The following is a 15,478-nucleotide window of genomic DNA, read 5'->3' on the forward strand; positions in this document are numbered from 1 at the left end:
GGAGGCCGGTGGGGGCCAGGTAGGGTGCCGCCCCCCATTTGAGAGGATGGTCCTGCCCCCGATCAGCGGGACCCGGACGAGGGAGCCGTACCCGGACAGCGACAAGACGGCCTGAAAAGGTGGTTGCTGTCATGGCATGGCTGATTCTTGTGTTGTCCGGTTCCCTGGAGGCGGTGTGGGCCACCGCGATGGGTCGATCCGAGGGGTTCACCAAACTCGTCCCAAGCATCATCGTCGTTGTCGGGTGTGCTGCGAGCATGTTCGGCCTGGCGATGGCCATGAAGTCCCTTCCCGTCGGAACGGCTTATGCGGTGTGGGTCGGAATTGGGGCTGGCGTCACGGTCGCCTACGCGATGATCACCGGTGCCGAGCCGGTTTCGGTGGCCAAGATCCTGCTGCTGGGCGGGATCGTCGGCTGTGTCATTGGTCTCAAGCTCGTGGAGTGACGGATCGTCCTGCGTCGTCAAGGCTTGAAAGACAAACAAGTGCGGTGCGGATCGATGGATCCGCACCGCACCGCTGGAGTTGGAGAATTGTTGGGGTCGCAGACTCCTGTCAGGGCTTGACCGCAGCAGCGACGGCCTTGTAGACGTCGCCTGCCTCCCCGCGAAGGATGCGGGCCACCGTGTGCAGCAGCGGGACGGTCTCCTCGTCGACACCGAGCTGACCGGCGAATCGAACGGCCAGCGGAGCTGCCGGGTACCCCTCGACCGTCTGCTCGAGTTCATTCATGGTCTTCAGGGCGTCATCGGGGTGTTCCCCCTTGCCGAGGCGAACGCCGTACAGCTTGTTTCGGCCGGACAGACCGGTGACCTCGAGGTCTCCCACCCCGGCGAGGCCGTAGGGAGTCTCAGCATGACCACCGGCATGGTCGACGAGGATGGACATCTCCCGGACGGCCTGGGCAAAGGTCGCTGCCTTGAGGTTGTGACGCGGGATGCCGCTCGCCTCTCCCAGACCGTCAGCGATGCCCAGGGCAATGGCATAGACGTTCTTGAGGGCAGCACACAGCTCGACGCCGACCTCGTCGTCACTGGGACGAATGCCGTAGGTGGCGGTGGACGCATCAGCTGCCAGTCCCTTGGCGATGTCGAAGTCGGTGCAGGCGAAGGTCGTCGCCGTCACCTCTCCGGCAGCGCACTCATTGGCCTTGACAGGTCCACCGATGGCGACGATCGGGGGAAGGGAGACCCCCTTGTCAGCTGCGATGGTACGAATGGCGTCGGGCAGCAGTGTGATGCGTCCTTCGGGATTGGTCCAGAAGCCCTTGGCCGTCAGGCACAGAGCCCGCAGATCTCCGAGGTGTTCCAGCAGCATCTCGGTGACGCGCGGCAGGCCGTCAGAGGTGACGGCGATGTCAACGACGTCAGAGCCCTCAAGGGCCGCCGCAAGCTCGTCGGAGCGATACGTCTTGATTCCGGGAGCTGCCTCAACCTTGATGCGGGGATGGGGCTCACCCTTCTCGATGCAGTCAAGGAGGTGGTCGTCCAGCCACGTTCCCCACAGGTGCACCTCCCATCCGGATTCGACGAGGGGCTTGCACAGCGCGGTGCCCATGGCTCCTGCGCCCAGAACGGTGAAAACTGGCATGTCGTGTCCTTCCTGTATTCGCTGTCGATCGCGAGGCGGACGGCGTTGTGGAAGATGTCGCGACTGGCACCTTCCACTCCACCGTAGGTTGGTCATGGCTCAGGACGAGACCTTGGGGGACTCGGGCTTGGTACTGGGGTATCTGTTGGCCAAGGTGTGCAGGTCTTCGAAGACTTCCTGGAGCTGCGGGTAGAGGCGATGCTGGACCTCGGCGATGTCCTTGTACTGCTCGTGCAGGGACATGTCGGGCTCCGTGGTGTCGCCGAAGTGGGCCATCGCCTTCGCCGATGCGGCGACGTCGTGGCTGCCGTGGGCCTCGATTCCGGCCATGGCAAGGACAGCGGCACCAAGGGCTGAGATCTCGTCCTCGACGCATGTTGTGATGGGGACACCTGCGGTGTCAGCCATGATCTGACGCCACAGCTTGGATCGAGTTCCGCCTCCCATGGCACGCAAGGTCGTGATGCGGACGCCGGTCTGTTTCTCGATGCAGTCCAGGTTGAAGCGCATCTCGAAGCCGATCGACTCGAGGATGGAGCGGTACATGTGCGCTCGGGAATGAGTTCCGCGCCAACCGACCACGGCTCCGCGGGCGACCGGATCCCAGTACGGCGACTGCACAGCGTTCCAGTACGGGAGGGTGATGAGGCCCTCACAGCCGGGCGGGATGGTGCTGGCGGCGGCGTCGAGCTCAGGGTCGGGCTCACCGAGGAGACGCGGATCACCGAGGGCCTCGCGGAACCATCCGGCCAGATAGGACCCGGACGACTGCAGCACCTCGAAGACGTACTCACCGGGAATTCCGGACACCAGGGTCCGTACCGCTGAGTCGTACTTGTAGGTGGGTGACTCGACGCCAGCGTTCACAGCGGTGCCAAGATTGAGGTAGGCAATGTCCGGGGTGATTGCGGCAGCGCCGATACCGGCTGCCTGACCGTCGCCAAGGCCCGCAATGACGGGAATCGGACCGTCCAGACCCCAGTCTGCGACGAGTTCTGGACGCAGATCCCCGATGACGTCGGCAGGAGGAACCAAATCAGCCATCTGATCGCGACGGACGCCAGCGATCTCGAGGAGTTCGTCCGCCCAGGTGCGTGATTCGATGTCGAAGAGGCCGAGGGAATCGGCGGATGCCTCGGATGTCGCCCACCTGCCGGTGAGGTTGAAGCAGATGTAGCCACCGACGTCGATGACCTTGTCGGCCTGGGCGAAGGCGTCCGGCTCATACTGCTTGAGCCATGCCATCTTGTAGATGGCGGGCGTGACGCCTGCCGGCTTTCCGGACAGTTGGTGGACGCGATCCGTGCCATAGGCGCGGATCTGCTCGGTGGCCCGGCCGTCCAGCCACAAGATGCCGTTGCGCAACGGCGTGCCGTCGGCCTTGAACGGCGCGAAAGACTCTCGCTGCTGCGTCACACCAATGGCGCTGACGCGGGATCGGTCTGCGGGGCTGAGGCCGGAGATGACTTCGCCGATTGTGTCCCGCGAGGTCTCCCACCAGCGGATGGGATTGTGCTCGTACTGATCCATCGCCGGGGTGTGCAACTGGATGGGACGCTTGGCGGTGCCCAGTACGTTTCCGTCGACATCGACGACGATGGCCTTCGTGGAGGTCGTTGATGAATCGATGGCGATGACGAGGGGTCCGTCAGTGCTCTTGTTGTTCATTCTTCAGCCTTTCCAAAAACAACTGCTTCGACGAAGTCGTCTTTGTATTGATCATTATATGTCACAAATCTCAAGATCAAGTGATGGTGATACAGCGCGACATCATGACTCAACAAGCTCACCCCTTGTCATGGCATGACGTCGCGCTGCATAATTCAGAACTGGATTTAGTCTCCGTTGTGATCAGGCGGCCTCGGTATCATCTGGCAACATTGTCCTGACGATGGAAACGATCTCCTCCGGTTTAGTGGCGCTCCTGATCCTTTGCATGAGATCACCATTCTGGATGGATTTCACGATGTTTTGGAGCATGCTCAGATGATCATCCGCATTCGACAATGCCATGAGAATGACGACGGAAACCGAAACCTCATCCTCCTCTGACCCACCCATCTGACCGAAGAGCACCGGAGTGCGCAAGGTCGTGACTGCCACGGCGTCCCGCGTCACGTACTGAGGATCCGTGTGCGGGATGGCCACGCCGCCACTGATGGGAAGGCCTGTCGGATAATTCTCCTCTCGTTTCAACAAAGCTTCTAGGAATCCCGCATTGGTCACCCCAGACTCATCAAGTTGGTGAGCCATGGCTGTCAGGACCTGATCACGGTCAGCAGCCTCAGCATTCACATTTGTAAGCTCGGTGTTCAGAAGTACGCTCATATTGTCACTGCTTTCACAGGCTCGGAAATAGCCGCGGGGATACTGTGCTCCGTCAGATCAGAACATCCGGTGGATGAGCGAGATGATGACGTTGGGAAGGTTGTAACCGAAGAATGCATCAGTCACAGAGCCGGAAACCTGAACGCCGGTGGCATGCATCATCGCAGTGGCCTCTGGTGCGAAGAAGCTCGCGCCCCACTCAACGAAGAACATGTAGATCGCCCCGATGATGAGGGAACGGAACATGTTTCCGTTGCAGGCCAGACAGATCATCGGCATCATGTAGACGATCACGGTGAGCATGCCGACCGGGAAGTAGTTCATACCCGGGATGATGAATGCGAAGGCAATACACAGCGGGATCATCAGAACGGTGATGGTGATTGCCGCCGGGTCACCGAGCGCCAGAGCGACGTCCATGCCGATGTTGAGCTCGCGCTCGCTGCCGTCCTTGTTCTTTCCGAGGTGACGCTTCATGAAGGTCTTCGCACCTTCACCCACCGTTGACAGGCCCTCCATCATGACCGAGACCATCCGAGGTAGGAGCACCAGAACGGTGGCGATTCCCATACCCATGACGAGGACTCCCTGCCAAGGCTGACGAGTCATGAGCCCCAGGAAGATGCCGACAATAAGGCCGATGAAGGCGGTGTCGCCGAAGAATCCGAGCTTGTCCCCGACCTTCTCCATGGAGATGTCAATCTTGCGCACTCCGGGGATCTTGTCGATGACCCAGTTCAGTGCGATCGCGATGGGCCATGCCGACGTGATGTAGGAAAGGGTCGAGCATGTCGTTCCTGTGAGACCGTAGTATTCCTGCCACTTTGGCGCGACACGCTGGGCGACGATGAGGTCAATGACCGAAAGGACGAGGACGACAGCCAGGCCGATCCAGGCGTTGTTCGTCAGTGCGTAGGCCAGAGTTCCGGGCACTAGGAAGTGGATGAAGTTCCAGATGTCGACGTTGAGTACGTTCGTCATCTTCGCGAGAATCATGACGACGTTTATCAGGACGACAAGAAGGATGGCAGGGGCAGCGAACGGCGCTCCGAATGAGGCCGCACCGACAGCCGCCCAACCGACGTCAACGGTCGTGAATCCTCCACCCATGTGCCGGTAGTAATCCACTGCCGGCTGCACGGACGTCATGAGGAATCCGATGACGAGGGAAAGTCCGGAGAATCCGATACCGATCATCAGACCGGCCTTGAGGGATTTACCGAAAGGCATCCTGAAGATCAGGCAGAGAATCAGCATCACGATCGGCAGGATGACCACAGCGCCGATGTCGAGAATGCCCTTGATGATTGACATGATGGGGTGCTCCTATGGGGTCATGACTGGTTCAAGACATCTCGACACGTGGAGATGATCTCTTCTGCCAACGCGTCTTCGTTGATGCCGGAGATGAGTCCGAAAACCTGAATTACGGGCTTGTTCAACGGTTTCCCGTAACGGGTTGTCAGCATGATGACATCGACACCGTCCTGGAGAACTGGTAGCTGTCCCACCGTCCCTTTCGTGATCTTCGCGGGAATTTTGGCGTCCCGCAGGATCTCCTTGACCTTTTCCTGGGCAACGGTTGACGTGGCAATTCCTGAGCCACATGCGATGAGAACCTTGACTTCACTTGCCATGGTTGTCACTTATCCTTTCCATCGGGTACGAGGACCACCTTCAGGGCCTCGCCGGTACGGGTGAGTTCGATTGCGTCGTTGATGCTGCTCAGGGGCAAGACGTTGGTGATGACCTTTTCGGCAGGGAATTTGTCGTCAATGGCGAGTTCGAACGCCTTTTGGACCTGAGTACTCGTCGCTCCGTAGTGACCGTAGATCCACATGCCCTTGTAATGAACGGAGTTTGAATCAAGACTGACGCAAGTCCCCTTGGGGACACCACCGAAGAAGACAGCGATTCCGCCAGGACGAGTCATAGCGACGGCTTGTTGTTGGCCGAGGGTAGTCGGATTCGCAGAGATGGCTTTGTCCGCACCCAATCCATGCGTGAGATCCCGGACGGCCCCGATCGGATCAACATCGCTGGAGTCGATGATCGTGTCGACTCCGAAATCAAGGCCACGAGTTAGACGGTTCTTGTTGATGTCGATCAGGATGATTCGCGATGCTCCGCGCAACTTGCTCAGAATGGACAGGAATATGCCGACGGGGCCAGCTCCCAAGATTGCAACGGTGTCCCCGAGCCTGACGTTGATGCTCTCCACACACGAATATGCCGACGACAGGGGCTCGGCCAAGCTGGCACGGACCGGAGAAATTCCCTCGGGTACCCGGAATGTGGCACCGCGTTCGACACGCCTGTTGGTGTATGAGATGTACTCCGCGAAACCACCGGGGCGATCCACATAGTGTTCGACGTCCGTGCACAGGTTGCTCAGCCCCGAGCGGCAGTACTCGCATTTTAGACAGTGTGCCTCGGGGTAGACGTAGAGTCTGTCGCCGACCTCGTATCCGTCCACGCCGTCGGCAGTTTCGCACACTGTACCCACGACCTCGTGCCCATAGATGAAGGGGTAGTCGCCCTTCCTAGAGTCCGTCGTGAGGTTGCGGACGTCTGAACCACACAGTCCTACTGCATCGACCCTCAGAACGAACCCGCCGGGTGGGCACGTGGGTTTCGGCACCGGCTCGACGCGGATGTCGCCAGGTCCATACATCAGTGCAGCGTTCATCATCTCGGCCATTGAGTAACCTCCTGTCTTCGCCGCGGTGCGATGTGGTGGTGCCGTTTTCATCCTCGGCACGGGGTCAGCGATGACCCTTCCTGGACGACAATGATGGTTGAGGTTGACGAGCATTTCATGCCCCATCGGTTCCAGGAGCGCGGATCAGATTTGTTGCCGTTCAGCGGGAAACTCTTCATTGCCAGTGCCGCGGCAAAACTCGAATTTCACCGAACAAGGATATATGACATAATGTGTCGTTCCAGTGATGATACGTCGATGTCAGGTGTTTTCTGTTGATTCTGTTTTTCACAGCGGCAGGCCTTGTTGCTGCAGCTGCTCAGCGAGGTCGATCACTCCATGAAAGGTACAGACCTCGCAGGGCTCCTTGGTGTCAGTACGAGGACGCTCAGATACGATATTGCGCGGATCAATGGCATTAGTCGAGAAAATATTATTGAATCAACGACGAACGGATATTCGGTGGAACGATCCGTGTACGCCGAGGTCGTTGCAAGGAACTCAGAGTTTTCAACTCAGCTCGAACACCACGAACGGATACTCCTGTATCTGCTCAGCACTTCCGACACCACGATCTATGACGTCATGCGTGATTGCTATCTCAGCGAGTCTGTCATAAAAGCGTCGCTGAAACGTTTGAAACCACAATTCGAAGACCATTCGTTGCACCTGTCAGTGAAGGGTTCGACGATTCATCTGGATGGTGACGAGGTTCATTTCCGTAATTTCTTGGGAAGCCTCGTGAATACGGCCATGGACGCTGTTGTTGGCCAGAATGACAGAGTGGCCAGGTATCTGCCAGATGTCAGACTGGGGGATATCGAGAGCTTGGTCGTCGAAACATTGCGTGATCACTACTTGGAAATTGACGACATACGACTCAGTAACATGGTCGTGAACATCGCAATATGTGTACAACGGTACAATTTTCCGATCGAGGACGACGCGGCGACAGATCTGGTGATGAGTAACCAATCTGAGATGTTGTGCGATCAGTTTCTGGTTGGATTGCGGAAGTTGTACCCTGATCGGCCACTGTCATCCGCTGATGACGCCTACCTGAGGTCGATCATTGGTGCGACCCTCGGACTTGGTCATGGCGAACCTGATCATCACTCTGATTCCTGTGACACTTGCTTGACGGTGAGCAGGTGCCTGGATGACACGGTTGAACACTTCGGGTTGGTCATCGCGAAAGAGGAGCTGTACGGCAGTGTTTCGAAACATGTTGAACGACTCATGGCTCATGCTCCTTCAATGCCCTATTTTCGCAATACTCTGCGTGAGTCATTGAGATCACGGTCACCATTCCTCTATGACGCCGCCGTGTACTTGGCTGACAAGCTTTCGAGGCTGTTGGGAATTTTCTTCACGGATGACGAGATTGGACTTTTGGCTGTCTACATCGGACTTTATTCCGAACCTGCGCCGAATCCGAGTTTGGTTACGGCAGTGGTGGTCTGTCCGCGTTACCGGGCGCTCCGTGATCTTTTATTGGCCGGATTGGTCGACCATTTCTCGGATCGGATGAGAATTGTGGACATCGTTTCATCTGTCGCGGAAGCAGATATCTATGATTGCGACATCGTGCTATCGACGACAGAGGAACCGTCGCACCGTCATACCTGTGTTCCCATTAGTGCGTTGATGTCGGATCTCGATCTGTCGGCGATCGATTCTGCACTCTTGAGGGCCAGTGAGAAGAAGTCGCGGGTTGCCACTGCCAGCGCAATGAAACGCTTTCTCGATCCCACATTATTTTTCACTGGGGGATCCTTCGATTCATGGCGTGAAACTCTCGACTTCATGTGTGAAGCAATGGAGAGGAATGGTATTGTTCCCGACGGCTTCAGGGAAAGTGTTTTTCTGAGAGAAGGGTACTCATCCACGGTCTTCTTCCGAAGGTTCGCGGTCCCACACGCGATGGACTTCCTGGCGTATGAGACCAAGATCGCGATCCTCATACCGTCAACTCCGATCGATTGGGAGGCGTCGGATGTTAGTTTGGTTCTCCTGCTTGCTATTAATGAGGGGGACTATGATGATTTCGTGAGGTTCTATCAGCCGTTGATCCGTGTCCTTTACGATCAGGAATTGTTCACAGAATTACGGTCAATTTCGTCGTATCATGAATTCATGAAATTTCTTGACAAGCAAGTATCTATGTGATGCCGCTGGGTGAGTGACAAGGGTTGGGCGAGTACCGCCGAGGAAGAGGCAGCATTCGGAGTGCTACCCGAGGGGTCGAAGAAGGGGCGTCCTGGCCTGCACGGTCCTGACGGCCTCCCCCTTGACCTCTCCCAATTGGGAGTCGGTGTCATCTTCTTGCCGTGTTTCTTTGGCGCCGTCGCCTCAGCCTGAGCCGGCACGATCGTCACGCGGTGGAGAGCTTACGCACGATCCTTGGTGGAGCCGTGTTGATCTTCATAGGCCTACCAATGGTCATCAGCACTTACCTGTCGGTCACCCTCACCGGCGTGGTGATATTCACCTGCGGGCTTGTCATCGTGCACTCGGTGGCGCTCGGCTGGGTGGGCGCCTTGGCGCACGCTGATCGCGCTGAAGTTTCAATTATGTATGTGGCGTGTTGCTACCTGCGTCGGATACGTATCGGGCCTCGTATTTCATCACTTCGGGTGGTTCTTACTGACGCTGTGGATGGAGGGAATATTCCTATTTTCGACAATCTTGGCTGCTATCGTCGCTGGGCAGTTGGCAATTACTGCGTTGGCTTTCATAGTGCCCTGACGTGCAGAATCCATAGGTAGGCGGGCCTTATCCGGGCGTGCCAAGTATGTGAGAGACCGTCAGACTGTGATCGCATCCGAAAATTTAATGAACCCAGCAGAGGGAGAATCTGGGTATCGGGTTAGAAAACTCCCTCAATGACGATCTCGGTATGTGTGATGGATTCACCATGGTCGGATTCTTCGTTCGCCGGGGCGGCGTGGATGTGTTGTGGTGGTTGTCTTTGGAAGAGGGTGATGAGGTCAAATAGTCAGCCTAGGGCTGTGATGTCGTCGGGCATGTGCCAGGTGTGGGTGAGGGGGAGATATCCACCGGCAGATGTCGGTGCTGAGGGGCCGTGTCATATCCATGTGTGTCGGGGTCTGGATTGAGGAGATCCCAGTAGTGGGGGTTGAAGTAGACGCATTCGACGTCGATGCTTTGGGGAGTGGATAACCCTATGAGCCGAAGGGCGTCGGCGAGGACGAGCATGGTTTTCATGCCAGGTCTTCCGATGAGGTGACGTTCAGGATAGGAATCTAGGCACAGAGTGAGGTATTCCGTTTGGCTTGTGTCGGATTCAGCTACCCCGATGGGTTCTTCTATGAAATATTCCCGGTCTTCTAACTGGCGTTGGCAGAAGTATCCGGGAGATCGAGCTGATTCCATGAGGACTCGTAGTTAATCGGTGTCAGTGAATGCTCCGATGTTGTTGGGTGCGCGGTGGAGCGTTGTGCTGATGGCTACGTTGCCGATGATGCATGAGCGTTGTTCTTTTACCATGGTCGGAAGTTTAATATCAGGTCTTGTGAGTTGGGTCGATTGGGTGTGCCGATTGCGCCAATAATGTCCACGTCAACTTGGCCGTAAAACCATGCATGTGTTTGGTTGTCACAGGATACCGATCCTGCCAATATCTCTTCCAGTATCGACGATCGCTGGATTCTTCTTAGGAATCTTGTCCACTTGGATCCACTGTGGCCCCTTTTGACCCACAGATAAACCGTAACTCGGTCCTTTATTTCTTTGAAATCGCTATTTCTACCTTCTTGTCGCCCCAAATTCGAGTGCAAGATAAATTTGCTCATCGCGGTGTTCGGCGGTACCGCTCCCTACATCATGTCGGCCTGGGCCAAGACTCCGAACAGGTTCGTCGTCTACGTCATCATCCTGCTGGTGATCTCGGCCCTGACAGTGCTCACCCTGCCCGAGACGAAGGGCAAGAACCTGCACCACCACGAGCTCGCCTGATCAGCCGTCGGAATGGGCGAAGACACACCCGCTCGGGTTTTCCCGGGCGGGTGCGCCTTGTGGGACGAATGGGGGAAAGCTCCCGGCATCATTTACCATGCCCGCCATGACGCCACAGCGGCGTCAAGTTGGGAGAAACCGCATGATTCACGTGTCACAGCGGGTCAGACGTCTCATGAGTGTCATCGTGGCTGCCTTCGTGGGCCTGGTGACCCTTGTGGGCCCCGGAATGGCCCAGGCACATGCCGACGACTCCTCGTCGGTCAAGGGCAAGACCTTCATCATTGCCACTGACACCACCTTCGCACCGTTTGAGTATCGTGACGCCTCCGGTGAGATGGTCGGTATCGACATGGACCTCATCCATGAGATTGCGACCCGTGAGGGATTCAAGGTTGACATCAAGGCGATTGGCTTCGACGCCGCCCTCCAAGCGGTTCAGGCGAAACAGGCCGACGCTGTGCTCTCGGGAATGACGATCACCGACGAGCGCAAGAAGATCTTCGACTTCTCGGATCCGTACTTCCAGTCCGGCGTGCAGATGGCCGTCAAGAAGGATTCCGACATTTCCGGATACGAGGGCCTCAAGGGCAAGACCGTGGTCGGTAAGACCGGCGCCGAGGGCTTGGCCTACGCCAAGTCCATCTCGAAGAAGTACGGATTCACCGTCAAGGCCCTGGACAAGGCCGACACCATGTACTCCGAGGTGCAGACCGGTAATGCAGCGGCTGTCTTCGACGACTACCCGGTACTGGCCTACGGCATCGCCCAGGGCAATGGCCTCAAGACCGTTACGCCCAAGGTGGCTGGCGGGTCCTACGGTTTCGCGGTCCTCAAGGGCAACAATGCCGCCCTCAAAGATGCCTTCAACAAGGGGTTGGCAGACGTCAAGGCTGATGGCACCTACGACAAGATCGTCGACAAGTACCTCAAGGCCTCCGACTCCGAGGCCGATCAATCCTTCTGGCAACTCTTCGTGAGCAGCTTCCCCGCCCTCATGAAGGGCCTGGGAATGACCCTGGCCGCCACCGCGCTGAGCTTGCTGTTCGCGTCGATCCTTGGCGTCGTCTTCGGGTTCTGCAAGGTGTCCGGCATCGGGATTCTCAAGGCCATCGCGGCCATCTACGTCGACATCTTCCGAGGGACACCGTTGTTGGTCCAGGCCTTCTTCTTCTACTTCGGTCTACCTACGGTGACCGGGATCAAGATCGGCGTGCTGACGGCCGGCGTCCTGACCCTGTCCCTCAACGCTGGTGCCTACATGACCGAGATCGTTCGCGGCGGCATCCAGTCCGTTGATCCTGGGCAGATGGAGGCATCCCGGTCCCTGGGCCTGAACTGGATGCAGTCGATGCGCAAGGTCATCGTTCCGCAGGCGGTCAAGATCAGCACCCCGGCCGTCATCAACCAGTTCGTCATCAGCCTCAAGGACACCTCCCTGCTGGCTGTCATTGGATTCGCCGAGCTCACGTATCAGGGTCAGCAGATCATCGCCCGGAACTTCCGGTCCTTCGACATCTGGCTGATGGTCGGCATCATCTACTTCATCGTCATCTTCGCCCTGACGAAGCTGTCGAACTTCGTCGACAGAAAGGTGAACAAGTGACCACCGCAACTGCCTATGACGGCCCCATGATCGAGGTCGTCGACCTGCGCAAGTCCTTCGGGGAGCTGGAGGTGCTCAAGGGCATCTCCGCCACCATCACCAAGGGTGAGGTGCTGTCCATCATCGGCCCCTCCGGGTCCGGAAAGTCAACCTTCCTGCGCTGCCTTAACCTGCTTGAGGAGGTGACGAGCGGCACCGTCAAGGTCGAGGGACAGGACCTCACCGCCAAGGACACCGACATCAACAAGGTGCGTCAGAAGGTGGGAATGGTCTTCCAGCACTTCAACCTGTTCCCGAACATGACCGTCGCCGAGAACATCATGCTGGCCCCGGTGCAGCTCAAGAAGACCAACAAGAAAGAGGCTGCTGAGCGCGCCCATCGGATGCTGGAGCGGGTGCACATGGCCGATAAGGCCGACGCCCGGCCCTCTCAGCTATCGGGTGGTCAGAAGCAGCGCGTTGCGATTGCGCGTGCCCTGGCCATGGATCCCGACGTCATGCTCTTTGATGAGCCGACGTCGGCCCTTGACCCGGAGATGGTCGGTGAGGTCCTGGACGTCATGAGGGACCTTGCCGTGGGAGGTATGACGATGATCGTCGTCACCCACGAGATGGGATTCGCTCGTGAGGTGGCTGATCGGCTGATGTTCATGTCTGACGGGTACCTGGTGGAGGAAGGAGATCCCGTCGAGGTGCTCTCTAACCCGCAGAATGAAAGAACGAAGAACTTCCTTTCGAAAGTTCTTTGAGGCTAAACAGATGGTGGCGGCGTCCGTGGGGCGCCGCCACTTGTCGTCTCATGCCGCCGTGTGGCGAATGGGGTTGTGATCGTCGGTGCTGCCATCGCCGGTGGTTGCTGACGAAGGTGGAAACCGAAAATCCACTACCGTCATTGCTGACGGCGCGTTCAAGTCGGTTGTGGTGTTGCGCGGTGAATCAGTCGGCAATGTGGATGCTGGTTCCAGCCTGCCGGAAGGTCTCCACTGTTGTGTCGGGTGCCTCGGATGTCGTGACGAGATCATCAACATCCTCGATGTTCCCGAACCGGAAACTGGAGGTGCGGGTGAGTTTCTCGCCCGTGGCAGCAAGGGTCACGCGAGACGAGGTTGCGAGGATGGAGCGTTTGATCTGAGCGTCCTCATAGGTGGTGACAGTCAAGCCATGGGCTGCAGCGGCTGCACAGGTACCCACGATTGCCATGTCAGCTCGGAAATCGTGAAGGGCTTGTAGGCAGGCGGTAGCTTCGTAGCGAAAGGTTTCGGGCATGACGGTTCCGCCAGGGGTGACGACGGTGGCGGTTCCAGCATCAGCTAGCGGCAATGCTGAACGAAGAGACAGACACAATGCAGTAATGGGGCGATTACGTAAGGCTTCAGCGATGATCGCCATTGTTGAACCGTTGTCGAGGATGATCGCCATATCGTCCACGACCAGGTCATTGATCACTTTGGCGATCGCAACTTTGGCATCTGCATTTTCGGCTGCGCGCAGATGATATGGAAGTGGAGCCCCACGAAGATTTACCGATACAGCGCCACCATGCACTTTGCGCAGTTGGCCGTGCCCTTCTAGATCCGTCAGGTCACGGCGGATCGTTGCGGGAGAAGCTCCCGTGAGGTCGACCAGGGAGTCCACGGAGATTGGAGCTGGTCCCAACGCCCGGATGATCATTCGTTGACGAAGTAATCGTTGCACATGATGATTTCATCATGAATGCTGGTGACATGAGTCATCTAAGGCAGCCCATTTTGGCCGGTGTCGGCGCGATCTTGTTCGACGCTCGTCTCTCAGTTGCTGGATTTAACCCACCTAAGTTGGTCACTCTTGGAAATGTGCCGTTCGGTAAACCGGCACCCAATGGTTACCTTCGGGCTGCACGAGCGTGCGGCGTCAACCTGCTGAGGCCGTGGCGATGGACTGCTCTTGCGGCCGCACGAGCCGCCGGGGTTGTCGTCGTAGCGGTGGGCGGACGCACCGTGCTGACATAGTGTGCATCAGCCTTTGTGATGTACATCGGGTACTTGCTCATACATTTCGCCTACACTCCCCCAGATCGGCATCCCACGATGGATAGTGAAACCCTTCAGTCTTTTGGTGAACGCGCTGTACTAGCAGGAGAACACACGTGTGAACCTCCTCCGCGCGACGGCGCGCCTCGATGGCCCCTCAGCATTGTCATGATGCCCCCGCCAGATGCGGCAGAGACTGTGAGCGCTCTCACGCGAACCGCCATGGAGCTTGCCGGGTCACATCACCTGCGCAGTGGAGACGCTGGCTATGCCCACATTACTGTTCGAGCATTGGAGAACAGGCGTCGAGTGGCGTCGGATGACCCCTTCGCAATCCGTTGTGCTGCTGCTTTAGATCGCGCCTGCTCCAAGTATCCGCCGCTCTCAATGCGTTCTGCTATCGCAGACCATTTCGGCGTCGACATGCGTCAAGTTGCTGTGGGGGCAGGCTCCACTGAGGTCGCCGGACAGCTCATGCATGCCCGGGCGAGTGACGGTGACGAGATTATTTTCCCGTGGCGGTCTTTCGAGGCGTACCCGATTCTCACTCAGGTCGCCGGAGCCACACCTGTTCCAGTCCCATTAACCCCCGATTTGAGCCACGACCTTGACGCTATGGTCGCCGCGATCACCGACCGCACCCGCGTGATTTTCCTGTGTACCCCCAACAATCCCACCGGAACCGTCCTCCACATGGACGAGGTGAAACAGTTCCTCACGCAGGTGCCTGAAGATGTGGTCGTCGTCATGGATGAGGCCTATTGCCATTTCAACCGTGACGACGCCGCCGTTGATGGGTTTGCCCTTCTTGATGACTACCCCAATGTCGTCGTACTGCGCACCTTCTCTAAGGCCTACGGGCTGGCTGGGCTGCGTATCGGATTTGCCATCGCTAGCACCGACATTACTGACGACCTGCGTCGCGTCGCCACCCCGTTTACGGTGACCTCGCTAGCCCAACAGGCCGCCATTGCGTCCCTAGCCGTTGAGGACGAGCTCAATAAGAGGGTCCAGCAGATCGTGACTGAGCGCACCAGGATCTTCGCTGAACTTACCCGTCAAGGGTGGCCAGTCCGGCCCTCCCAGGCGAACTTCTTCTGGCTTGCCACCGGCGACGATACCGAGCGGATCGACGGAGTGTTGACGTCCCGGGGTGTCTTCGCGCGGTGTTGGAGTGGCGAGGGTATTCGTCTGTCGATCGGGTCTCCCATGGAGAATGATCGAGCGATCGAGGCACTCTCGCAGGCGATCACCGAGGTTTAGACG

Annotated in this window: 14 protein-coding genes, 1 pseudogene and 1 riboswitch; of the genes and pseudogenes, 7 read left to right on the forward strand and 8 right to left on the reverse strand. The window is 57.8% G+C overall.

What is annotated here, in order from left to right; genetic code table 11:
- Positions 1–50 precede the first annotated feature (50 nt).
- Positions 51–116, forward strand: a riboswitch (guanidine-III (ykkC-III) riboswitch).
- A 15-nt stretch (positions 117–131) separates the two neighbouring features.
- Positions 132–446 carry a DMT family transporter gene (locus tag ACP8LP_RS00085; RefSeq protein WP_016666609.1) on the forward strand — a complete coding sequence of 105 codons (315 nt, stop codon included), beginning with the start codon at positions 132–134 and terminating at the stop codon, positions 444–446.
- 109 nt (positions 447–555) lie between these two features.
- Here the strand turns inward: ACP8LP_RS00085 and ACP8LP_RS00090 are convergent, their stop codons facing one another.
- From ACP8LP_RS00090 to ACP8LP_RS00115, 6 genes are all read right to left on the reverse strand, one after another.
- Positions 556–1,590, reverse strand: coding sequence for an NAD(P)H-dependent glycerol-3-phosphate dehydrogenase (locus tag ACP8LP_RS00090; protein ID WP_016666610.1), 1,035 nt, complete (start codon positions 1,588–1,590; stop codon positions 556–558).
- 99 nt (positions 1,591–1,689) lie between these two features.
- Positions 1,690–3,225 (reverse strand): xylulokinase, encoded by a 1,536-nt coding sequence (locus ACP8LP_RS00095; protein WP_252908575.1) that lies wholly within the window; start codon positions 3,223–3,225, stop codon positions 1,690–1,692.
- Between the two features lie 216 nt (positions 3,226–3,441).
- Positions 3,442–3,918: a PTS sugar transporter subunit IIA gene (locus tag ACP8LP_RS00100; protein WP_016666612.1), complete on the reverse strand. Its 477-nt coding sequence runs from the start codon at positions 3,916–3,918 to the stop codon at positions 3,442–3,444.
- A gap of 57 nt (positions 3,919–3,975) precedes the next feature.
- Entirely contained in the window at positions 3,976–5,232 is a 1,257-nt protein-coding gene (locus tag ACP8LP_RS00105) for a PTS transporter subunit IIC (protein WP_016666613.1), read from the reverse strand.
- A 20-nt stretch (positions 5,233–5,252) separates the two neighbouring features.
- Positions 5,253–5,555 carry a PTS sugar transporter subunit IIB gene (locus tag ACP8LP_RS00110; protein WP_016666614.1) on the reverse strand — a complete coding sequence of 101 codons (303 nt, stop codon included), beginning with the start codon at positions 5,553–5,555 and terminating at the stop codon, positions 5,253–5,255.
- 5 nt (positions 5,556–5,560) lie between these two features.
- The gene (locus ACP8LP_RS00115) at positions 5,561–6,619 is read right to left on the reverse strand and encodes an alcohol dehydrogenase catalytic domain-containing protein (RefSeq protein WP_252908573.1); all 1,059 of its coding nucleotides are present in this window, start codon (positions 6,617–6,619) and stop codon (positions 5,561–5,563) included.
- Positions 6,620–6,922: 303 nt separating this feature from the next.
- On the opposite strand from ACP8LP_RS00115, the gene ACP8LP_RS00120 reads away from it, so the two are divergent.
- Positions 6,923–8,788 (forward strand): BglG family transcription antiterminator, encoded by a 1,866-nt coding sequence (locus tag ACP8LP_RS00120; RefSeq protein ID WP_490292921.1) that lies wholly within the window; start codon positions 6,923–6,925, stop codon positions 8,786–8,788.
- Between the two features lie 9 nt (positions 8,789–8,797).
- Positions 8,798–8,980, forward strand: coding sequence for a hypothetical protein (locus ACP8LP_RS00125; RefSeq protein WP_063279443.1), 183 nt, complete (start codon positions 8,798–8,800; stop codon positions 8,978–8,980).
- A 551-nt stretch (positions 8,981–9,531) separates the two neighbouring features.
- On the opposite strand, the pseudogene ACP8LP_RS00130 reads toward ACP8LP_RS00125, so the two are convergent.
- Positions 9,532–10,129 (reverse strand): annotated as a pseudogene (locus tag ACP8LP_RS00130) (hypothetical protein).
- Positions 10,130–10,438: 309 nt separating this feature from the next.
- Between ACP8LP_RS00130 and ACP8LP_RS00135 the strand changes: the two are divergent.
- The 3 genes from ACP8LP_RS00135 (at position 10,439) to ACP8LP_RS00145 (ending at position 12,952) form a co-directional block, all read left to right on the forward strand.
- Complete coding sequence (locus ACP8LP_RS00135; protein ID WP_016666618.1) at positions 10,439–10,597, forward strand: hypothetical protein; 159 nt, start codon at positions 10,439–10,441, stop codon at positions 10,595–10,597.
- A 142-nt stretch (positions 10,598–10,739) separates the two neighbouring features.
- Positions 10,740–12,203, forward strand: coding sequence for an amino acid ABC transporter substrate-binding protein/permease (locus tag ACP8LP_RS00140; RefSeq protein WP_016666619.1), 1,464 nt, complete (start codon positions 10,740–10,742; stop codon positions 12,201–12,203).
- Positions 12,200–12,952: an amino acid ABC transporter ATP-binding protein gene (locus tag ACP8LP_RS00145; RefSeq protein WP_417033805.1), complete on the forward strand. Its 753-nt coding sequence runs from the start codon at positions 12,200–12,202 to the stop codon at positions 12,950–12,952. Before ACP8LP_RS00140 ends, ACP8LP_RS00145 begins: the two co-directional genes overlap by 4 nt.
- Before the next feature lie 187 nt (positions 12,953–13,139).
- Here ACP8LP_RS00145 and ACP8LP_RS00150 read toward each other — a convergent pair whose 3' ends face one another.
- Entirely contained in the window at positions 13,140–13,898 is a 759-nt protein-coding gene (locus tag ACP8LP_RS00150; protein WP_036975628.1) for a DeoR/GlpR family DNA-binding transcription regulator, read from the reverse strand.
- Positions 13,899–14,434: 536 nt separating this feature from the next.
- On the opposite strand from ACP8LP_RS00150, the gene ACP8LP_RS00155 reads away from it, so the two are divergent.
- Positions 14,435–15,475 (forward strand): histidinol-phosphate transaminase, encoded by a 1,041-nt coding sequence (locus ACP8LP_RS00155; protein ID WP_279187196.1) that lies wholly within the window; start codon positions 14,435–14,437, stop codon positions 15,473–15,475.
- The last annotated feature ends 3 nt before the right edge of the window (positions 15,476–15,478 follow it).

It is taken from the genome of Cutibacterium sp. LaCa_89, from assembly GCF_058177555.1.